Origin of the sequence: Cupriavidus sp. BIC8F (assembly GCF_032465815.1) — a bacterium.
Taxonomy (GTDB): Bacteria; Pseudomonadota; Gammaproteobacteria; order Burkholderiales; family Burkholderiaceae; genus Cupriavidus; species Cupriavidus necator.
The window spans coordinates 22,590-43,855 of record NZ_CP136094.1; the positions used below are offsets into that span (position 1 = coordinate 22,590).

General features: G+C 64.5%; 19 protein-coding genes. 6 read left to right on the forward strand and 13 right to left on the reverse strand.

The window, feature by feature from the left end; all coding sequences use genetic code 11:
• Nucleotides 1-17: 17 nt before the first annotated feature.
• The 13 genes from leuC to RS901_RS00170 all read right to left on the reverse strand — a co-directional run bounded on the left by leuC (nucleotide 18) and on the right by RS901_RS00170 (nucleotide 13,394).
• Complete coding sequence (leuC, locus tag RS901_RS00110) at nucleotides 18-1,427, reverse strand: 3-isopropylmalate dehydratase large subunit (protein WP_316150783.1); 1,410 nt, start codon at nucleotides 1,425-1,427, stop codon at nucleotides 18-20.
• A gap of 345 nt (nucleotides 1,428-1,772) precedes the next feature.
• Nucleotides 1,773-2,474 (reverse strand): ABC transporter ATP-binding protein, encoded by a 702-nt coding sequence (locus RS901_RS00115; protein ID WP_316150786.1) that lies wholly within the window; start codon nucleotides 2,472-2,474, stop codon nucleotides 1,773-1,775.
• Nucleotides 2,474-3,265, reverse strand: a complete 792-nt coding sequence (gene livG / locus RS901_RS00120; protein ID WP_316150787.1) for a high-affinity branched-chain amino acid ABC transporter ATP-binding protein LivG — start codon at nucleotides 3,263-3,265, stop codon at nucleotides 2,474-2,476. Before livG ends, RS901_RS00115 begins: the two co-directional genes overlap by 1 nt.
• The gene (locus RS901_RS00125; protein WP_316150788.1) at nucleotides 3,262-4,542 is read right to left on the reverse strand and encodes a high-affinity branched-chain amino acid ABC transporter permease LivM; all 1,281 of its coding nucleotides are present in this window, start codon (nucleotides 4,540-4,542) and stop codon (nucleotides 3,262-3,264) included. The genes livG and RS901_RS00125 overlap by 4 nt, the downstream gene beginning before the upstream one ends.
• A gap of 14 nt (nucleotides 4,543-4,556) precedes the next feature.
• Nucleotides 4,557-5,483 (reverse strand): high-affinity branched-chain amino acid ABC transporter permease LivH, encoded by a 927-nt coding sequence (livH, locus tag RS901_RS00130; protein WP_010814623.1) that lies wholly within the window; start codon nucleotides 5,481-5,483, stop codon nucleotides 4,557-4,559.
• Between the two features lie 85 nt (nucleotides 5,484-5,568).
• A complete protein-coding gene (locus tag RS901_RS00135) occupies nucleotides 5,569-6,684 on the reverse strand; it encodes a branched-chain amino acid ABC transporter substrate-binding protein (RefSeq protein ID WP_114132407.1) in 1,116 nt (371 codons plus the stop codon).
• A 525-nt stretch (nucleotides 6,685-7,209) separates the two neighbouring features.
• On the reverse strand, nucleotides 7,210-8,511 hold the full coding sequence (gene gltA / locus RS901_RS00140) for a citrate synthase (protein WP_316150789.1): 1,302 nt from the start codon (nucleotides 8,509-8,511) through the stop codon (nucleotides 7,210-7,212).
• A gap of 43 nt (nucleotides 8,512-8,554) precedes the next feature.
• Nucleotides 8,555-8,842: a succinate dehydrogenase assembly factor 2 gene (locus tag RS901_RS00145; RefSeq protein ID WP_013957423.1), complete on the reverse strand. Its 288-nt coding sequence runs from the start codon at nucleotides 8,840-8,842 to the stop codon at nucleotides 8,555-8,557.
• 82 nt (nucleotides 8,843-8,924) lie between these two features.
• Complete coding sequence (locus RS901_RS00150) at nucleotides 8,925-9,626, reverse strand: succinate dehydrogenase iron-sulfur subunit (protein ID WP_011298473.1); 702 nt, start codon at nucleotides 9,624-9,626, stop codon at nucleotides 8,925-8,927.
• Nucleotides 9,627-9,660: 34 nt separating this feature from the next.
• Nucleotides 9,661-11,439, reverse strand: a complete 1,779-nt coding sequence (gene sdhA, locus RS901_RS00155) for a succinate dehydrogenase flavoprotein subunit (protein WP_013957424.1) — start codon at nucleotides 11,437-11,439, stop codon at nucleotides 9,661-9,663.
• Nucleotides 11,440-11,442: 3 nt separating this feature from the next.
• The gene (sdhD, locus tag RS901_RS00160; protein WP_010814617.1) at nucleotides 11,443-11,808 is read right to left on the reverse strand and encodes a succinate dehydrogenase, hydrophobic membrane anchor protein; all 366 of its coding nucleotides are present in this window, start codon (nucleotides 11,806-11,808) and stop codon (nucleotides 11,443-11,445) included.
• Between the two features lie 11 nt (nucleotides 11,809-11,819).
• Nucleotides 11,820-12,230 carry a succinate dehydrogenase, cytochrome b556 subunit gene (sdhC, locus tag RS901_RS00165; protein WP_114132405.1) on the reverse strand — a complete coding sequence of 137 codons (411 nt, stop codon included), beginning with the start codon at nucleotides 12,228-12,230 and terminating at the stop codon, nucleotides 11,820-11,822.
• 282 nt (nucleotides 12,231-12,512) lie between these two features.
• Nucleotides 12,513-13,394: a GntR family transcriptional regulator gene (locus tag RS901_RS00170; protein ID WP_316150793.1), complete on the reverse strand. Its 882-nt coding sequence runs from the start codon at nucleotides 13,392-13,394 to the stop codon at nucleotides 12,513-12,515.
• Nucleotides 13,395-13,805: 411 nt separating this feature from the next.
• Here RS901_RS00170 and RS901_RS00175 point away from each other — a divergent pair, with 411 nt between their 5' ends.
• The 6 genes from RS901_RS00175 (at nucleotide 13,806) to RS901_RS00200 (ending at nucleotide 21,236) form a co-directional block, all read left to right on the forward strand.
• Nucleotides 13,806-14,789, forward strand: coding sequence for a malate dehydrogenase (locus RS901_RS00175; protein WP_316150795.1), 984 nt, complete (start codon nucleotides 13,806-13,808; stop codon nucleotides 14,787-14,789).
• A gap of 133 nt (nucleotides 14,790-14,922) precedes the next feature.
• Nucleotides 14,923-15,903, forward strand: coding sequence for an HpcH/HpaI aldolase/citrate lyase family protein (locus RS901_RS00180; RefSeq protein WP_316150796.1), 981 nt, complete (start codon nucleotides 14,923-14,925; stop codon nucleotides 15,901-15,903).
• A 50-nt stretch (nucleotides 15,904-15,953) separates the two neighbouring features.
• Nucleotides 15,954-17,138, forward strand: coding sequence for a bifunctional 2-methylcitrate synthase/citrate synthase (gene prpC, locus RS901_RS00185; RefSeq protein ID WP_316150798.1), 1,185 nt, complete (start codon nucleotides 15,954-15,956; stop codon nucleotides 17,136-17,138).
• A gap of 165 nt (nucleotides 17,139-17,303) precedes the next feature.
• Entirely contained in the window at nucleotides 17,304-17,861 is a 558-nt protein-coding gene (locus RS901_RS00190) for a hypothetical protein (protein WP_316150799.1), read from the forward strand.
• A 279-nt stretch (nucleotides 17,862-18,140) separates the two neighbouring features.
• Nucleotides 18,141-20,846: an aconitate hydratase AcnA gene (acnA, locus tag RS901_RS00195; RefSeq protein WP_316150800.1), complete on the forward strand. Its 2,706-nt coding sequence runs from the start codon at nucleotides 18,141-18,143 to the stop codon at nucleotides 20,844-20,846.
• A gap of 237 nt (nucleotides 20,847-21,083) precedes the next feature.
• On the forward strand, nucleotides 21,084-21,236 hold the full coding sequence (locus RS901_RS00200) for a hypothetical protein (RefSeq protein WP_189374245.1): 153 nt from the start codon (nucleotides 21,084-21,086) through the stop codon (nucleotides 21,234-21,236).
• Nucleotides 21,237-21,266: the final 30 nt, after the last annotated feature.

Genomic DNA, 21,266 nt, shown 5'->3' on the forward strand with positions numbered 1-21,266 from the left:
TCTCTTTCCTTGCTTCTTCAGCCCAGCTTGCGGATATCGACGAAATGGCCTTCGATGGCGGCGGCCGCGGCCATCGCCGGGCTCACCAGATGCGTGCGCCCGCCCGCGCCCTGGCGGCCTTCGAAGTTGCGGTTCGAGGTCGAGGCGCAGCGCTCGCCCGGATCGAGGCGGTCGGCATTCATGGCCAGGCACATCGAGCAGCCCGGCTCGCGCCACTCGAAGCCGGCGGCCTTGAAGATCTTGTCCAGCCCTTCGCGCTCGGCCTGTTCCTTGACCAGGCCCGAACCCGGCACCACCATCGCCAGCTTCACGTTGGCAGCAACCTTGCGGCCCAGCTTCTGCACCACCCATGCGGCGGCGCGCATGTCTTCGATGCGGCTGTTGGTGCAGGAACCGATGAAGACCTTGTCGATATTGATGCTCTCGACCGGCACGTTGGGCTGCAGGCCCATGTACTCCAGCGCGCGCTCCATCGCGTTGCGCTTGTTCTGGTCCTTTTCCTTCTCGGGATCCGGCACGCGGTCTTCGATGCTGATCACCATTTCCGGCGAGGTGCCCCAGGTCACCTGCGGGCGGACGTCTTCGGCGCGCAGCTCGACCACCTGGTCGAACTTGGCCCCGGCATCCGAATGCAGCGTGCGCCAGTAGGCCACGGCCTGCTCCCACTCCACGCCCTGCGGCGCGTAGGGGCGGCCCTTCACGTACTCGAGCGTGACGTCGTCCACGGCCACCAGGCCGGCACGCGCGCCCGCTTCGATGGCCATGTTGCAGACCGTCATGCGGCCTTCCATGGTCAGGTCGCGGATGGCCGAGCCGGCGAATTCGATGGTGTAGCCGGTGCCGCCCGCGGTGCCGATCTTGCCGATCACGGCCAGCACGATGTCCTTGGCGGTGCAGCCGCGCGGCAGCTTGCCTTCCACCTTGACCAGCATGTTCCTGGCCTTCTTGCCCAGCAGCGTCTGCGTGGCCAGCACATGCTCCACCTCGGAGGTGCCGATGCCGTGCGCGAGCGCGCCGAAAGCGCCATGCGTGCTGGTATGCGAGTCGCCGCACACCACCGTCATGCCCGGCAGCGTGGCGCCCTGCTCCGGCCCGATCACGTGCACGATGCCCTGGCGGTGGTCGTTCATCTTGAACTGGGTGATGCCGTAGCTGTCGCAGTTGGCGTCCAGCGTATCGACCTGGAGCTTCGATACCGGATCGGCAATGCCCTGGCTGCGGTCGGTGGTCGGCACGTTGTGGTCCGACACGGCCAGGTTGGCGCTGATGCGCCATACCGGACGCTCCGCCAGCTTCAGCCCTTCGAACGCCTGCGGGCTGGTCACTTCATGCAGCAGGTGGCGGTCGATATAGAGCAGCGTGGTGCCGTCTTCCTCGACGTGGACGGTGTGGTCATCCCAGAGTTTGTCGTAGAGCGTCTTGGCCATGATGCGATGGCGGGCCGGAGGACCAGTCCTTTGCAGGAGAAGTCCGCGGTGACCGCGCAGTAGTTTGCAGGGGTTTTTGTTCGCTTCGGTCGCGGTGGCGAACACGGGTGACGATAGCGATGATCGCGCCGGAAGCCGCCTGAAGCGAGCGTTATTTCAAGCGTTGCGGCAATGCTTGACTTGGCAATCGATTATGCCACAGGGGGTGCGGCACTCAGCCCCCTGCCCGGCCCGGGCGGCGGCTGCGATGTAATGTGATTGGCGAAAGGGGGATTTCGCGGATCGCGAAAAGGAAAAGGCCGCCGCCCCGCCCGGGGGGGCGGCTCAGGCGGCGGCCTCTCGGGATCAGCCGCCCAGGTAGGCGGCCTTGATCCGGTCGTTGGCCAGCAGGTTGGCGCCGGTATCGGCCAGCACCACCTTGCCGGTTTCGAGCACATAGCCGCGGTCCGCCACCTGCAGCGCCTTGTTGGCGTTCTGCTCGACCAGGAACACAGTGACGCCTTCGTCACGAATGGTGCGGATGATGTCGAAGATCTGCGCGATGATCAGCGGCGCCAGCCCAAGCGTGGGCTCGTCCAGCAGCAGCAGGCGCGGCCGGCTCATCAGCGCGCGGCCGATCGCCAGCATCTGCTGCTCGCCGCCGGACATGGTGCCGGCGCGCTGCCCCGAGCGCTGGTTCAGGCGCGGGAACAGCTTGAAGACGTGTTCGATGCCCGCCTCGATCTCGTCGCGCCTGGCGAAGAAAGCACCCATCTTCAGGTTCTCCAGCACCGTCAGGCTCGGGAACACGCGCCGGCCCTCGGGCGAGATCGCCATGCCCAAGCGCATGATCTCGTGCGTGGACCGGTTGGTGATGTCCTGCCCTTCGAACGTCACGCGCCCACTGGACGCGCGCGGCGTGCCGCACACGGTCATCATCAGCGTCGTCTTGCCGGCGCCGTTGCTGCCGATCAGGGTGACGATCTCCCCCTTGTTGACTTCGATCGATACGCCCGACAGCGCCTCGACGGCGCCGTAATGGGTATGGACCTGTTCCAGCTTCAGCATCAGTCCTCTCCCAGGTAGGCCTTGATCACGCGCGGGTCGTTGCGCACTGCTTCCGGCTTGCCGATCACGATCGGCTTGCCGTGCTCCATCACCAGGATGCGGTCGGACACGCCCATCACCAGGCGCATGTCGTGCTCGATCAGCAGCACCGAGATGCCGAACTCGCGCCGCAGCTGGTCGATCAGCTGCTGCAGCTCGATCTTCTCCTGCGGGTTCAGGCCGGCGGCGGGCTCGTCCAGCATCAGCAGGCGCGGCTTGGTGATCATGCAGCGCGCGATCTCCAGCCGACGCTGGTGGCCGTACGACAGCGTGCCGGCCTCGCGGTTGGCGACCTTGGTCAGGCCCATGCGCTCCAGCCAGACCGCAGCGCGCTCCAGCGCCTCGCGCTCGGCGCGCCGGTAGGCCGGCGTGGCGAACAGGCCGCGCAGGATACCGGACTGCACCTGCAGGTGCTGCGCGACCAGCAGGTTTTCCACTACCGTCAGCGACTTGAACAGGCGGATATTCTGGAAGGTCCGCACCAGGCCCTGGCGCGCCACCTTGTGGCTGGGCAGGCCGGCAATGTCGCGGCCGTCGAGCGTGACATCGCCCGCGGTCGGCTTGTAGAAGCCGCCCACGCAGTTGAACACCGTGGTCTTGCCGGCGCCGTTGGGGCCGATGATGGCGAAGACCTCATCCTTGCGAACATCGAAATCGATGCCATCGACGGCCAGCAGGCCGCCAAAGCGCATCTGCAGCCCGGAGACTTTCAGCAGCTCGGCTGGTTGCACCGCTTGTTGCACATTAGTCATCGCGGCAACTCCACGTGGGGACGGCTCGCGGGCAGCAGGCCCTGCGGACGCCACATCATCATCAGCACCATCACCAGGCCGAAGATCAGCATGCGGTATTCGGCAAAGCCGCGCGCCACTTCGGGCAGCGCCGTCAGCAGGATCGCCGCCAGGATCACGCCCAGCTGCGAGCCCATGCCGCCCAGCACCACCACGGCGAGGATCAGCGCCGACTCGATAAAGGTGAACGATTCCGGATTGACCAGCCCCTGGCGCGCCGCGAAGAACGCGCCGCCGATGCCGGCGAACGATGCGCCCAGCGTGAACGCCGACAGCTTGATGCGGGTCGGGTTCATGCCCAGCGAGCGGCACGCGATCTCGTCGTCGCGCAGCGCTTCCCAGGCGCGGCCCATCGGCATGCGGATCAGGCGGCTGGTGACGAACAGCGTGAAGCCGACCAGCAGCAGCGCCAGCAGGTACAGGAAGATCACCATGTGCTGGCCGCTGTAGTCCAGGCCGATCAGGTCATGGAAAGTCCTGGTGCCCTCCACGCTCGCACTGCGCGCCATCTCGATGCCGAACACGGTCGGCTTCGGGATGCCCGAGACGCCGTCCGGGCCGCCGGTCAGGCTGGTCAGATTGTTGGCCAGCAGGCGGATGATCTCGCCGAAGCCCAGCGTCACGATGGCCAGGTAGTCGCCGCGCAACCGCAGCACCGGGAAGCCAAGGATAAAGCCGAAGGTCGCCGACATTGCCGCGGCAATCGGCAGGCATTCCCAGAAGCCCAGCCCGAAGTACTGGTTCAGCAACGCATAGGTATAGCCGCCGATCGCGTAGAAGCCGACATAGCCCAGGTCGAGCAGGCCGGCATAGCCCACCACGATATTCAGGCCCAGCCCCAGGATCACGTAGATCAGCGCCAGCGTGGCCACGTCCACCGCGCCGCGCGAGCCGAAAAACGGCCACACCAGCCCGATCGCCAGCAGCACCCATACCGCCACGCGCTGCTGGCGCGCCCCGAGCTGCGGCACCGACGGCAGGCGCACGGCGCTGCCGGTACGCGACAGCAGCGGCTTGAACAACTGGAACAGGAACACCGCCGCCACGGCGATCCACACCGGCCGCCAGTGCGGCTCGAGCACTACCTTGTAGCCCTCCAGCTTGAGCTGCAGGCCCAGGATGGGAATGGTGAGAATGGCCGTCATCACGGCCGCGAAGATCGCGTTCTTCAGCGATTGCCCGGGCGCGGCCGCGCGGGCGGCTTGCCCCGCGGGTATCGCGCTAATTTTGTTGGTCATGGTCTCGTCCTCCCTCAGACCTTTTCGACGTCGGGCTTGCCCAGCAGCCCGGTCGGACGGAACAGCAGCACCAGCACCAGCAGGCTGAACGCAACCACGTCCTTGTACTCGGCCGGCATATAGCCCGAGGCGAAGGTCTCCGCCAGGCCCAGCAGCACGCCGCCGAGCATCGCGCCCGGGATGCTGCCGATGCCGCCCAGCACCGCCGCGGTAAAGGCCTTGATGCCGGCGATAAAGCCGATAAAGGGATTGAGCTTGCCGATGGTCAGCCCGATCAGCACGCCGCCCACCGCCGCCAGCATCGCACCCAGCACGAAGGTGAAGGAAATCACCTTATTGGTGTCGATGCCCAGCAGGTTGGCCATGCGCATGTCTTCGGCGCAGGCGCGGCAGGCACGGCCCATGCGCGAGCGGCCGATAAACAGCGTCAGCGCGATCATCAGCACCAGCGTCACGCCGACGATCAGCAGGCGCGAGTACGGCACCGTCACGGTGAAGTCACTGCCCATCTGGAACTCGATGGCGCCCGAGATCAGCACCGGCACGGACACGTCGCGCGCGCCCTGCCCGATCTGGACATAGTTCTGCAGGAAGATCGACATGCCGATGGCCGAGATCAGCGGCACCAGCCGCGGTCCGCCCCGCAAGGGCCGGTATGCCACCCGCTCGACCGCATAGCCGTAGACGCCGGTGACCAGCACCGAGACCAGCAAGGCGGCGCCCAGCACCAGCGGCAGGGGGTAGCCTGCCTGGGCGCCGATCGCGGTGAGCGTGACCAGGCCGACATAGGCACCGATCATGTAAATCTCGCCGTGCGCGAAATTGATCATGCCGATGATGCCGTAGACCATTGTGTAGCCGATGGCGATCAGCGCATAGATCGCACCCAGCGTCAGGCCATTGACCAGCTGCTGGGTGAACTGTGGAAGGAATTCATTCATTGGGGAAGCCTCAGGAACTTGAAGGCCGATACCAGAACGCCCCGCCCAGGGTCCGGGCGGGGCGTGTGCGTGGGAAAGCGCCGGCTTAGTTGGCGGCCGTCTTGCTGGCGTCCTTGTGCCAGGTGTAGACCACGAACTTGAAGGACTTCAGGTCGCCCTTGTCGTCGTACTCGACCTTGCCGATCGGGGTGGTGAAGGCGTTCTTGTGCATGTACGCCGCAACCTTGGCCGGGTCGGTGCTCTTGGCGCCGGCAATGGCGTCGCCAATGATCTTGACGGCGGCATAGGCCGGCATCTGGAACGGACCGTTGGCGTCACGCTTCTTGTCGGCAAAGGCCTTCACCAGCGCGGCGTTGGCCGGATCGGCCGAGAAGTCGGCCGGCAGCGTCACCAGCATGCCCTCCGACGACGGGCCGGCAATCGCGGTCACGTCCTTGTTGCCCACGCCCTCGGGGCCCATGAACGCGGCCTTGACGCCCTGCTCGCGCGCCTGGCGCAGCAGCAGGCCCATTTCCGGGTGGTAGCCGCCGAAGTAGACAAAGTCCACGCCCTGCGACTTGAGCTTGGTGATGACGGCGGAGTAATCCGAATCGCCGGCGTTGATGCCTTCGAACACTGCCACCGGGATCTTGGCGGCTTCCAGGTCCTTCTTCACCGAGCTGGCGATGCCCTGGCCGTACGACTGCTTGTCGTGCAGCACCGCAACCTTCTTCGGTTTGACCTTGCTGATGATGTACTGGGCAGCGGCCGGGCCCTGCTGGTCATCGCGGCCGATGGTGCGGAAGATGAACTTGCGCTTCTTGGTCTCGGTCAGCTGCGGCGCGGTGGCCGACGGCGTCACCATCACGATGCCTTCATTCTCGTAGATGTCCGAAGCCGGGATGGTCGAACCCGAGCAGACGTGGCCGATCACGTACTTGATGTTCTGGCTGACGATCTTGTTGGCAACCGCCACGGCCTGCTTCGGCTCGCAGGCGTCGTCCATCATCACCACTTCGAACTTGTTGCCGCCGGCGCCGCCAGCTGCATTGATCTGTTCGATGGCGGTCAGCGCACCGGCCTTGACCATGTCGCCATACTGCGCCACCGAGCCACTCATCGGGCCGGCAATGGCGATCTTCACGGTTTCGGCGTTGGCAGCGACGCCAAAGGTAGCCAGCATGGTGGCCAGCGAGATGGACGTAAGACGGGACAGCGTCATCAGGAGCTCCTCGATTTATGTTTGGGTCAACCGGGCAGAAACGGTGTGACCTGCGCAATCGAACAACACCCGCGGGCTACGAATAAAGACGCCCGAGACGCGGAAGACGGGCCTGCAAGGGAGAGACAGCGTATGCGGGGCCCGGCATGTGTCAGTCCCGCTGGGGTGTCGGGACCAAGGTTCGGAAAGACAACGTTTGATGCGTTCTCTATTGCGCAAGCGATTCGCCTGCCCCGCTTGCCGCACTGCATGCCGGAAGGGTGGCCCGGCTGCCGTCGGCAAAGCAGCCCGCATTATAGGGTCAAATTTCCTGCCACAGGCGAAAATCGCACAACAAATGCGGAACTGAATTGACAGACCGAGACACAATTCTCCGCAAATTGCCGTTCTCACCACTTATCCGGCAATTTCCTGCTCCCTGCCCTGCTGCGACGCACAAGGCTCTCCGGCCCAGAAACACAAACGCCCCGGCGGGCCGGGGCGTTTGTGATTGCTGCATCGCGCAGCCGGATGAAAAGCCAGCGATCAGCGCTTGGCAACGTCCGGCACGTCGCGGGTAGCTGCGCCAACAAACAGCTGACGCGGACGACCGATCTTGTATTCCGGATCGGTAATCATTTCTTCCCACTGCGAGATCCAGCCCGGGGTGCGGGCCAGCGCGAAGATGCAGGTGAACAGCGACGTCGGAATGCCCAGCGCGCGCTGGACGATGCCCGAGTAGAAGTCCACGTTCGGGTACAGCTTGCGGCTGACGAAGTATTCGTCTTCCAGCGCGATCTTTTCCAGCTCCATGGCCAGCTTGAACAGCGGGTCGTTGTGCAGGCCCAGCTCTTCCAGCACTTCGTGGCAGGTTTCGCGCATCAGCTTGGCGCGCGGATCGTAGTTCTTGTACACGCGGTGGCCAAAGCCCATCAGGCGCACGCCCGAGTTCTTGTCCTTCACCTGCTTGATGAACTCGCCGATGTTGTCGACGCTGCCGATCTCTTCCAGCATCTTCAGCGCGGCTTCATTGGCGCCGCCGTGGGCCGGGCCCCACAGGCAGGCCACGCCGGCGGCGATGGCTGCGAACGGGTTGGTGCCCGACGAACCGGCCAGGCGCACGGTCGAGGTCGACGCGTTCTGCTCGTGGTCGGCGTGCAGGATGAAGATGCGGTCCAGCGCGCGCTCAAGCACCGGGTTCACGGTGTACGGGGCGCACGGCGTGCCGAACAGCATGCGCAGGAAGTTGCCCGAGTAGGACAGGTCGTTCTGCGGATAGATGTACGGCTGGCCGATGTTGTACTTGTACGCCATGGCGACCATCGTCGGCATCTTGGCGATCAGGCGGATGGCCGAGATCTCGCGCTGGTGCGGATCATCGATGTCCATGGCGTCGTGGTAGAACGCGCTCATGGCACCCACCAGGCCGGTCAGCACGGCCATCGGATGGGCATCGCGGCGGAAGCCGCGCATGAAGAACTGCAGCTGCTCGTGGACCATGGTGTGGTTCATCACGTGGCCGACGAACTCTTCCTTCTGCTTGGCGTTGGGCAGCTCGCCCTTCAGCAGCAGGTAACAGGTTTCAAGGTGGTCGCACTTCTGCGCCAGCTGCTCAATCGGGTAGCCGCGGTACAGCAGTTCGCCCTTGTCACCGTCGATATAGGTGATCTTGGAATTGCACGAAGCCGTCGACATGAAACCGGGGTCGTAAGTGAACTTACCGGTCTGTCCGTACAGCTTGCGAATGTCGATTACGTCCGGGCCAACGGTACCCGTGTAGATCGGCAGCTCAACGCTGGGGGAACCATCGGAGAACGATAGCGTGGCTTTCACATCGGACGGCGTCATGTCGGATCCTTCAAATGCTGTGAATAATAATGTTGACCAAAACTCAGACCGTACGCAGCAGGGTGATCACCCGCTGCATCGGGGGCGTGTCGAGCTCACCGTCCAGTTCCTTGCGGGCAAGGAGCAGGTCCATCAACTCGTTGTCGCTGAGTTCGAACAGCACGCTCAGCGAAGCCACGTCCTCGTCGGACAGGCTCTCCTCGTAACGGTTGAAAAAACGTTCGACGATGATGTCGTTCTCCAGGAGGCCGCGGCGGGCGCGCCAGCGCAGGCGGGCGCGCTTGTGCGGATCGGCCTGATGGGAGAAAGTGGTGGCAGGACTCTCAGTCATGGCTTCCTACTTCCGGCACGCCAACCCGATATAGCCGCTCGGGCTGACGTGCCGCTTACAACTACTGCAGACAGCCGCAGGGTCAGACCGCGCGGCGGACCATCAGCTCCTTGATCTTGCCAATGGCCTTGGTCGGGTTCAGACCCTTCGGGCACACATCGACGCAGTTCATGATGCTGTGGCAACGGAACAGGCGGTACGGGTCGTTCAGGTTGTCCAGACGCTCGCTGGTGGCCTGGTCGCGGCTGTCCGCGATGAAGCGGTAAGCCTGCAGCAGGCCGGCGGGGCCGACGAACTTGTCCGGGTTCCACCAGAACGACGGGCACGACGTCGAGCAGCTGGCGCAGAGAATGCACTCATACAGGCCGTCCAGCTCGTCACGCTCTTCCGGCGACTGCAGGCGCTCTTTCTCGGGCGGCGGCTCGTCGTTGATCAGGAACGGCTTGATCGAGTTGTACTGCTTGAAGAAGTTCGTCATGTCGACGATCAGGTCGCGCACCACCGGCAGGCCGGGCAGCGGACGCAGCACGATGCGGTCCGGCAGCTCGCGCATATTGGTCAGGCACGCCAGGCCGTTCTTGCCGTTGATGTTCATCGCGTCCGAGCCGCACACGCCTTCGCGGCACGAACGGCGGAACGAGATGGTCTCGTCCAGCTTCTTCAGCTTGACCAGCGCGTCCAGCAGCATGCGCTCGTGACCGTCCAGCTCGACCTCGTAGGTCTGCATGCGCGGTGCCGCATCCTTGTCCGGATCGTAGCGGTAGACTTCGAAAATACGCTTCATTTCTGTGGGTCCTGTTATCTCTACGATACGGTGCTCAGAAGGTACGGGCCTTCGGCGGCACGCTTTCCACCGTCAGCGGTTCCATCTTCACCGGCTTGTAGTCGAGGCGGTTGCCTTCGCTGTAGAACAGCGTGTGCTTGAGCCAGTTCTGGTCATCGCGATTCGGGAAGTCGCTGTGCGCGTGGGCACCGCGCGATTCCTTGCGAGCCGCCGCCGAGATCATGGTGGCCTTGGCCACTTCCACCAGGTTGGCCACTTCCAGGGCTTCCACCAGCGCGGTGTTGAAGACCTTGGACTTGTCCTTCAGGTGGATGTTGTTGGCGCGCTCGGAGACTTCCAGGATGCGCTCGACGCCTTCGTCCATCAGCTTCTGCGTACGGAACACGCCCGCATGCGACTGCATGTTCTTGCGGATGTCGTTGGCGACGTCCTGGGTGTATTCGCCCGAGGTCGTCCCTTGCAGCTTGGCCAGGCGCGACATCGCGAGATCGGCGGCATCGGCCGGCAGCGGCTTGTGTTCCTTCTGCTTCAGGTTCTGCGCGATGATGTGGTTGCCGGCGGCGCGGCCGAACACCACAAGGTCGAGCAGCGAGTTGGTGCCCAGGCGGTTAGCGCCGTGCACCGACACGCACGAGCACTCGCCGATCGCGTAGAAACCGTTCAGGACTTCGTTCGGGTTGCCGTTCTTCGGCACCACGACCTGGCCGTGATAGTTGGTAGGAATGCCACCCATCTGGTAGTGGATGGTCGGGACCACCGGGATCGGTTCCTTGATCGCGTCGACGTTGGCGAACTTCATGCCGATTTCGCGGATCGACGGCAGGCGCTTCATGATGGTCTCGGCACCGACGTGGGTCAGGTCGAGCAGCACGTAGTCGCCGTTCGGGCCGCAGCCGCGGCCTTCCTTGATTTCCTGGTCCATCGAGCGCGAAACGAAGTCACGCGGCGCCAGGTCCTTCAGCGTCGGGGCATAGCGCTCCATGAAGCGCTCGCCGTCCTTGTTGCGCAGGATACCGCCTTCGCCGCGCACGCCTTCGGTGATCAGCACGCCCGCGCCGGCCACGCCGGTCGGGTGGAACTGCCAGAATTCCATGTCTTCCAGCGGCACGCCTGCGCGCGCAGCCATGCCCAGGCCGTCACCGGTGTTGATGAAGGCATTGGTGGAAGCGGCATAGATACGGCCGGCACCGCCGGTCGCGAACAGCGTGGTCTTGGCCTCGAGGATATAGACCTCGCCGGTTTCCATTTCCAGCGCGGTCACGCCCAGCACGTCGCCGTCCTGGTCGCGGATCAGGTCCAGCGCCATCCACTCGACAAAGAAATGGGTCTTGGCGCGCACGTTGCGCTGGTACAGCGTGTGCAGCAGTGCGTGGCCGGTACGGTCAGCCGCGGCGCAGGCGCGCTGCACCGGCTTTTCACCGTAGTTGGCGGTGTGGCCGCCGAACGGACGCTGGTAGATGGTGCCGTCGGGGTTGCGGTCGAACGGCATGCCGAAGTGTTCGAGCTCGTACACGACCTTCGGGGCTTCACGGCACATGAACTCGATGGCGTCCTGGTCACCCAGCCAGTCCGAGCCCTTGATGGTGTCGTAGAAGTGGTAGTGCCAGTTGTCTTCGCTCATGTTCCCCAGCGAAGCGCCGATGCCGCCCTGCGCCGCCACCGTGTGCGAGCGCGTCGGGAACACCTTGGACAGCACGGCCACGTTCAGGCCGGCTTCCGCGAGCTGGAGGGATGCGCGCATCCCGGCGCCGCCAGCACCGACGATGACCACGTCGAAACGGCGACGCGGCAATCCAGTCTTGACTGCGACCATTTATTACACCCTCCAGAGAATCTGAGCAGCGTAGCCCGCGCAACCGACGAGCCACAGAATCGTAAGAACTTGCAGCACGAGGCGCACGGCCATCGGACGCACATAGTCCATCCAGATGTCGCGCACGCCGATCCAGGCGTGATACAGCAGCGACAGGATGGTCAGGAACGTGATGATCTTCATCCACTGGTTGGAGAAGAGCCCTGCCCACGCTTCATACGAAGCGCCGTTCGACAGCAGGAAGGCAATGGCCAGGACCACGGTGAAGACCACCATGATCACGGCCGTGACGCGCTGCGCCAGCCAGTCTTTCAGGCCGTAGTGCGCACCGACGACAAGACGCTTGGGACCGATATTGTTGTTTGCCACCTTGATTCTCCTCAGAACAGGCCGAACAGCTTCAGGCCGAAAATCAGGGTAAGCAGCAGGCTCACAACCAGCACGCCGATGGCAGACTTGGCCGAGGCCGGCTTGGAAACGCCGACGTGCACGTCCAGCAGCAGGAAACGGATACCCGCGCAGAAGTGATGCAGATAACCCCAGATCAGGACCAGCAGAACCAGCTTGACGAAGCCGCCGGACAGAAGCGCCGAGAACTTTGCGAAGCTCAGTTCCGAAGTGATGCTCTGCTCAAACAGATACAGGACGAAGGGAAGGAGGAGGAACATCAGTGCACCGCTCGCGCGATGCAGGATGGATACCTTGCCGGCCCAGGGCAACCGATAGCGCGCAATCTGCGCGATACCGATATTCCGGTACTCCGGCCTGGCTTGTTTGACGGCTTCAGCCATGCGAGACCCCATTTTGCGGTAAACAAAAAACGAAACTGCCATTGCCCTGCATGCAACGGGATGCATTAGGGCAAATCCATGAGATTTTAGCGCCTTTGTTGCGCGCTGCACCAATAATTTTCAGCTATCAGGCACCAACACGTGCCGCCCGACAATCGCACACTAATCACATCCGGCCGGCAATCTGGCGCAACCTTCACCCGCGCTGCGCAACAGCCCGCACCGTCATGACGAAAGCCACAATAATCAACGCCAGCGGGCGCATCATGCCATGCGCCGGCGTCAGCTCAGGTCGTTCTGGTAATAGTGCCGCGTAGTCACGTACAGGCCGCGGCGCACTTCGACGGGGCGGTCGCCATAGGTGTACGACACCCGCTCGACTGACAGCAGCGGCGAGCCTACCGGGACGGACAGCAACTCGGCCGCCGTTTCATCGGCGGGCACGGCACGGATCTTCTCCGAGGCGCGGATCATGCGCGTGCCGAATTCGGCCTCGAACAATGCATACATGGGGCCCTTCCACTCGGTCAGCTTTTCAGCGGTGAGGCCCTTGAAGTTGGCGCCGAGCAGCCAGATTTCGTCCAGCACGGTCGACTCGCCCGAGAAATTCAGCACGCGGCGGATCTGCACCACGCTGTCGCCGGTGCGGATGTCGAGCAGCCGGGCAATTTCGGCGGGGGCGCGCAGGCGCTTGCATTCCAGCACGCGGCTGGCGCCATAATGGGGTTCGCCTTCGTCGGGGACGAGGCGCAGGAAGCGGAACTTGACCACGTCTTCATGGTGCGTGGTCACGAAAGTGCCCTTGCCCTGCCGGCGCGCCACCAGGTTCTCGGCGGCAAGTTCGTCGATGGCTTTGCGCACCGTGCCCTGGCTGACCTTGTAGCGGGAGGCCAGCTCCATTTCGCTGGGGATCATCTCGCCGGGCTTCCATTCGCCGGATTGCAGGCTGCGCGTGATCAGCGCCTTGATCTGCTGGTAAAGCGGGCTGAAGGTGGGCGACGGCACGGACTGCAGACCAGAGGTGGGGCCAGATTGCGGGGCCGCCTGCGGCACAGGCGCGGGCGGCGAAGAAGGCGGCTGCGTCCCGGCGCCAGGCGTGGCGGCGCCAGATTCCGGCGCGCCGGGTGCGGCTGCGCCGGTCAGGGACGTAGGCAGGGAGGACATAGCGGGATTTCACCACAAAAGGGCAAGATACGTCCAGCCTTACGTTAATTGTCTTATGTCTTATATAAGACATATGAATTGACATCACGGGAGGCCCGGCCTACACTCGCGCTGGTCCACGCCCGCGATGGCCCTCCCAGGCCCGCCAGCAGCAGCTGGGATACCGGACGGCAGTGCCCCGGTCTGGAAATGGCGCCACGCTTCGCAGTAGACTAACGCTTTGTTGCATCACCATGACCCGTTGTGGCTCTCCCTCACCGGCTCCGCCCCGTGGCCCCGCCACCTGGCTCCGGCGGACGGCCGCTCCCCGCTGTGGCGACAACCAGCACCCGGTGACCCGCCGCGCCCCCTGTTACGGCAACGGCATGCCACCGACCGGCTTTCCCCCTTCTATCGTTTGGAGATTTACTCATGGCTAAAGCCCCAATGCGCGTCGCAGTGACCGGCGCCGCTGGCCAGATCGGCTACTCCCTGCTGTTCCGCATCGCCAATGGTGACATGCTGGGCAAAGACCAGCCGGTCATCCTCCAACTGCTCGACCTCCCGCAAGCCCAGCAAGCCGTCAAGGGCGTGGTGATGGAACTGGAAGACTGCGCGTTCCCGCTGCTGGCCGGCGTGGTCATCACCGACGACCCCAAGGTTGCCTTCAAGGACGCCGACGTGGCCCTGCTGGTTGGCGCCCGCCCGCGCAGCAAGGGCATGGAGCGCAAGGACCTGCTCGAAGCCAACGCCCAGATCTTCACGGTGCAGGGCAAGGCGCTGGACGAAGTCGCCAGCCGTAACGTCAAGGTGCTGGTGGTCGGCAACCCGGCCAACACCAACGCCTACATCGCCATGAAGTCGGCCCCGAACCTGCCGCGCGAGAACTTCACCGCGATGCTGCGCCTGGACCACAACCGTGCCCTGTCGCAAATCGCCGCCAAGACCGGCAAGCCGGTGTCGTCGATCGAGAAGCTGTTCGTGTGGGGCAACCACAGCCCGACCATGTACGCCGACTACCGCTATGCCACCGTCGACGGCAAGAGCGTCAAGGACCTGATCAACGACCCGGTTTGGAACAACGACGTGTTCCTGCCGACCGTCGGCAAGCGCGGCGCCGCCATCATCGAAGCGCGTGGCCTGTCGTCGGCCGCTTCGGCTGCCAACGCCGCCATCGACCACGTGCGCGACTGGGTGCTGGGCACCAACGGCCGCGTCGTCACCATGGGCATCCCGTCGAACGGTGAGTACGGCATCCCGGCCGACACCATGTTCGGCTACCCGGTGACCACCGCCAACGGCAAGTACGAAATCGTCAAGGGTCTGGAGATCGACGCCTACAGCCAGGAAAAGATCAATATCACCCTGAACGAACTGGAAGAAGAAAAGGCCGGCGTGCAGCACCTGCTGGGCTGATCCTCTGATCGCTCGAGGAAAGACCGGGGTTCCGCAACGATTCACGAATCAGCGCGGACCCCGGTTTTTTTAATATTCAGGGGCTACGATGGCCCCTGCTCTCCCCCGTCAACCCAAACCGATCCGAATCAACGTGCATCCTTCCGAGGTCTTGTTCCAGGGCGAAGCCATCCCGGTCCAGTTGCCGGTGTGTGACCACTACGCGGGCAGCGAAAAGCTGATGCGCAAATCGCTTGCCCTGCAACAAGAGCTTGGCCCCGTCTTCGACATCACCTTCGATTGCGAGGACGGTGCCGCCGTCGGCCGTGAGCGCGAGCATGCCGAGCTGTGCGCGCAACTGGTCAACAGCCCGCTCAATGCCCACAACCGCGTCGGCGTGCGCATCCATGACCCGGCCCACCCGAACTGGCGCGAGGACGTCGACGTGCTGGTGCGCGCCGCCGGCGCGCGCCTGGCCTATGTGGTGGTGCCCAAGGTCACCGACGTGGTCGAGGTCGCGCGCGTGACCGATCACGTCAACCAGGTGGCGCGCAATGCCGGAATCGCCCGGCATATCCCGATCCATGTGCTGGTCGAGACCCACGCCGCGCTGGAACAGGCCTTCGATATTGCCGCGCTGGTGCAGGTGGAATGCCTGAGCTTCGGCCTGATGGACTTTGTCTCGGCCCACCATGGCGCCATCCCGGGCGAAGCCATGCGCTCGCCGCAGCAGTTCGAACACCCGCTGATCCGCCGCGCCATGCTGGAGATCTCCGCCGCCTGCCACCGCCACGGCAAGGTGCCGTCGCACAACGTCAGCACCGACGTGCAGGCGCCGCAGCGTGCCGGCGACGATGCGCTGCGCGCACGCAGCGAGTTCGGCTACCTGCGCAAGTGGAGCATCCATCCGGGCCAGATCGCACCGATCGTGGCGGCGTTCCGCCCGGGTGCCGAAGAAATCGGCGCGGCCAGCCAGATCCTGCTGGCGGCGCACGAGAACAACTGGGCGCCGATCCGCCACGACGGCCAGTTGCACGACCGCGCCAGCTACCGCTACTACTGGTCGCTGCTGCAGCGCGCGCAGGCCACCGGCACGCCGCTGCCGGCCAATGTGGAAGCGCTGTTCTTCGCCTGAAGCGATACCCATACCAAAAACCAATCAGGGCAGCGCCCAAGGAGACACGGATGTCCGCCTCGAAGTTCGCCGCACCCGACGTCACGGCCAGCGAGCCGGCCGCGCCCCGGGTCAAGAAATCCGTCGCCCTGTCGGGCGTGACCGCCGGCAATACCGCGCTGTGCACCGTCGGCCGCACCGGCAACGACCTGCACTACCGCGGCTACGACATCCTCGACATCGCCGAGACCTGCGAGTTCGAGGAAATCGCCCACCTGCTGGTGCACGGCAAGCTGCCGACCAGATCCGAACTGGCCGCCTACAAGGCCAAGCTCAAGAGCCTGCGCGGCCTGCCCGCCAATGTGAAGGCCGCGCTTGAATGGGTGCCCGCCAGCGCCCACCCGATGGACGTGATGCGCACCGGCGTGTCGGTGCTGGGCACCGTGCTGCCGGAGAAGGAAGACCACAACACCCCGGGCGCGCGCGACATTGCCGACCGCCTGATGGCCAGCCTCGGCTCGATGCTGCTGTACTGGTATCACTACAGCCACAACGGCAAGCGCATCGAAGTCGAAACCGACGATGACTCCATCGGCGGCCACTTCCTGCACCTGCTGCACGGCGAGAAGCCGTCGGCGCTGTGGGAGCGCGCCATGAACACCTCGCTCAACCTGTACGCCGAGCACGAGTTCAACGCCTCGACCTTCACCGCGCGCGTGATCGCCGGCACGGGTTCGGACATGTATTCGTCAATCAGCGGCGCGATCGGCGCGCTGCGCGGCCCCAAGCACGGCGGCGCCAACGAGGTCGCGTTCGAGATCCAGAAGCGCTACGACAACCCGGACGAGGCCCAGGCCGACATCACCCGCCGCGTCGAGAACAAGGAAGTCGTGATCGGCTTCGGCCACCCGGTGTACACCACCGGCGACCCGCGCAACCAGGTGATCAAGGAAGTGGCGAAGAAGCTGTCGAAGGATGCCGGTTCGATGAAGATGTTCGACATCGCCGAGCGCCTGGAAACGGTGATGTGGGACATCAAGAAGATGTTCCCGAACCTGGACTGGTTCAGCGCGGTGAGCTACCACATGATGGGCGTGCCGACGGCGATGTTCACGCCGCTGTTCGTGATCGCGCGTACCTCGGGCTGGGCCGCGCACATTATCGAGCAACGCATCGACAACAAGATCATCCGCCCGAGCGCCAACTACACCGGCCCGGAGAACCTGAAGTTCGTGCCAATTGGCAAGCGCAAGTGAAGCCGGGCCAACTAGCCCCCTTCGATAATGTAACCAAAGACCAGAGCACTACGCCGCCCTGGGCAAATCGTAGAGAATAGCGGCGGAAATTGTCCCGGCGCCGCCCATTTTGAAGGCGGCGAATGAAACATAAATCGATTTCAGTATCCAAAAGGCACTCACAAAATGAAACATCTTGTCCTTGCCGCCTGCATCGGCGCATTCAGCCTGACCACCGCCACCGCCGTGATGGCACAGGAACCTGCCAAGAAGACCACCACCAAGAAGGCTTCGACCAAGAAGAAGGCAGCTGCCGGGACCGCCGCGGCGGCAGGCGCTGCTGCCGCGGCCACGCCGAACGGCGAAAAATGGCAGTGTGAACTGGGCAACAACCTGTATATCGCTGGCGACATGCTGCGCGACGAGGTCCTGACCGTGCACTGGCAAGGCCGCGACTACAAGCTGCCGCGCCAGTCCACGGTGACCGGCGCCGACCGCTACTATGACGCCCGCACCGGCCTGGACCTGGTGGTGATCCCGAGCAAGGCCATGCTGTTTAACAAGAACCTGGGCCAGCGCCTGGCCGACGACTGCCAGACCGCTGCCATGCAGGCCGGCGCCGCAGCCCCGACCCAGGCCGGCGGCCTGCGCGCCCCGGCCACCACCCCGCTGCTGGTCACGCCCCCGGGCGGCCCGACGCAGGTGCCGGAAGGCGCCCAGCAATCCGCAGCGCCCAAGCAGTAAGTCCGTACCGGGGCGCTGGCGGCCGCTGAATTCCGGCCGCCAGCGCCCTTTTTTGCCTTGCCGGGCGGTCAATCCCCGGCAGGCATGCTGTCGGGCCGTTGTCGTTGCGGCCTGCGGGATGCCGAGCCGGGTGGCGTCAAAGCCGTGCGGCGGTTAGAGTATGCAGTTGCAGTGCGCTGCCGGCCTCGGACCGCGGTCAAATGCCGCGGCAGCGCACCGGGGTCTTGATTCAGGTCCGAGCCAAATGCCATCGCATCATCCTTCGATCGGAGTACGGCAATGCCCCACAACCTCAAGAACACGCTAAAAGAATTCAAGATCGGCTCTTCCGGCAAGGGCCAGTATTACTCCCTGCCCCAGTTGGGCGAGGAGCTGGACGTGGCAATCGGGCGCCTGCCGGTGTCGATCCGCGTGGTGCTGGAATCGGTGCTGCGCAACTGCGACGGCAAGAAAGTCACGGAAGAGCACGTCAGGCAACTGGCCAACTGGAAACCGAACGCCGAGCGCGTCGACGAGATTCCCTTCGTGGTGGCCCGGGTGGTCTTGCAGGACTTTACCGGCGTGCCGCTGCTGGCCGACCTGGCCGCGATGCGCAACGTCGCCGAGAAGATGGGCAAGAACCCCAAGAAGATCGAGCCGCTGGTGCCGGTGGACCTGGTGGTCGACCACTCGGTGCAGGTCGACCATTTCCGCGAAAAGAAGGCGCTGGACCTGAACATGCAGCTGGAATTCCAGCGCAACAACGAGCGCTACCAGTTCATGAAGTGGGGCATGCAGGCCTTCGATACCTTCGGCGTGGTGCAGCCGGGCTTCGGCATCGTGCACCAGGTCAACTTGGAATACCTGGCCCGTGGCGTGCACAAGAAAGACGGCGTCTACTACCCGGACACCCTGGTCGGCACTGACTCGCACACCACCATGATCAACGGCATCGGCGTGGTGGGCTGGGGCGTCGGCGGTATCGAGGCCGAGGCCGGCATGCTGGGCCAGCCGGTCTATTTCCTGACGCCGGACGTGGTTGGCGTGGAACTGAAGGGCCGCCTGCGCGAAGGCGTCACCGCCACCGACCTGGTGCTGACCATCACCGAGATGCTGCGCAAGGAAAAGGTCGTCGGCAAGTTCGTCGAGTTCTTCGGCGAAGGCACCGCCAGCCTGGCCCTGCCCGACCGCGCCACCATCGGCAACATGGCGCCGGAATACGGCGCCACCATGGGCTTCTTCCCGGTGGACGAGAAGACCATCGACTACTTCAAGGGCACCGGCCGCACCGAAGAGGAAATCGCCGCGTTCGAGGGCTATTTCCGCGCACAGAAGATGTTCGGCATTCCCAAGGCCGGCGAGATCGACTACAGCAAGGTGGTGACGCTGGACCTGGGCACGGTGGCGCCGTCGCTGGCGGGCCCGAAGCGTCCGCAGGACCGCATCGAGATTGGCAACGTCAAGAGCACCTTCGCCTCGCTGTTCAGCAAGCCGGTGGCCGAGAACGGCTTCAACAAGGAGGCGGCCGACCTGGACCGCGCCTACACCACCACCGACGGCCTCGAGGTGAAGAACGGCGACGTGCTGATCGCCGCGATCACGTCCTGCACCAACACCTCCAACCCGAGCGTGCTGCTGGGCGCCGGCCTGCTGGCCAAGAAGGCGGTGGAAGCCGGCCTGACGGTGGCGCCGCATATCAAGACCTCGCTGGCCCCGGGCAGCCGCGTGGTGACGGAATACCTGACGGCCGCCGGCCTGCTGCCCTACCTTGAAAAGCTGGGCTTCGGCGTGACCGCCTATGGCTGCACCACCTGCATCGGCAACGCCGGCGACCTGACGCCCGAGCTGAACGAGGCCATCACCAAGAACGACCTCGTGGCCGCTGCCGTGCTGTCGGGCAACCGCAATTTCGAGGCCCGCATCCACCCGAACATCCGCGCCAACTTCCTGGCCTCGCCGCCGCTGGTGGTGGCCTACGCCATCGCCGGCAATGTCACGCGCGACCTGATGACCGAGCCCGTGGGCAAGGGCAAGAAGGGCCGCGACATCTACCTGGGCGATATCTGGCCGACCTCTGAAGAAATCCACGCACTGATGAAGTACGCGATGGATGCCAAGACCTTCAAGGGCAACTACGAACAGGTCAAGAAGCCGAGCAAGCTGTGGGCCGGCATCAAGGGCACCAAAGGCCAGGTGTACGACTGGCCCAAGTCGACGTACATCGCCGAGCCGCCCTTCTTCCAGGACTTCAGCATGCAGCCCGCCGCCACCAGCGCCAGCGTGCGCGGCGCGCGTGCGTTGGGCATCTTCGGCGACTCGGTGACGACCGACCACATCTCGCCGGCCGGATCGATCAAGGACACCTCGCCCGCGGGCAAGTACCTGCTGTCGCACGGCGTGCTGAAGGCCGACTTCAACAGCTACGGTTCGCGCCGCGGCAACCATGAAGTCATGATGCGCGGCACCTTCGCCAACGTGCGCATCAAGAACCTGATGATTGCGCCCCGCGCCGACGGTTCACGCGTGGAAGGCGGCATCACGCTGCACCAGCCCACTGGCGACGAAATGTCGATCTACGATGCCGCCATGAAGTACGTGGCCGAGGGCACGCCCACGGTGGTGTTCGGCGGCGAAGAGTACGGCACCGGCTCGTCGCGCGACTGGGCCGCCAAGGGCACGCAGCTGCTGGGCGTGAAGGCCGTGGTGGCACGCAGCTTCGAGCGCATCCACCGCTCCAACCTGGTCGGCATGGGCGTGCTGCCGCTGCAGTTCAAGGGCAACGACAGTGCGCAGACGCTGGACATCACCGGCAACGAGACCTTCGATATTGAAGGGATCGAGGGCGACCTGAAGCCGCAGCAGGACGTGGTGCTGGTGATCCACCGCGCCAACGGCGACGCGCAGCGCGTGCCGGTGCTGCTGCGCATCGATACGCCGATCGAGGTCGACTACTACAACCACGGCGGCATCCTGCCGTTCGTGCTGCGCCAGCTGCTGGCCGCCTGAGCTCCACCTGAGGCGCCCGCAGCCTGCCAAGGCTGACGCCGCCTGCCTGCCCCCCTTGCGGGGCCCAGGCAGGCGGCGTTTTTCATTGGTGCCCTGCGCCCCTTGCATCACCCCGGACGAAGCCGGGCGCGTGTAAGTTCCACGCAAGCCAGTGCTGCCACACTGTGTCCCACAAGAACAGCGGTCGCACGACCGGAAGCCGGGTCCGCCCGGCATCATCCAGAATCAGGAGACACCATGGTTAAGATCCTTATCGCATTCGTCGTGGTTGCCGGCGCGGCCCTCTACCTGCTGACCAAGGGCGGCAGCGACGTTTCCATGTCCGGCGAGTCGCACAGCGTCGAGAGCCACGCGCCCGCGGCCCCTGCCGCCGCTCCGGCCCAGAAATAAGCCGCACGCCCGGGCGCGTCCGCACAGGCT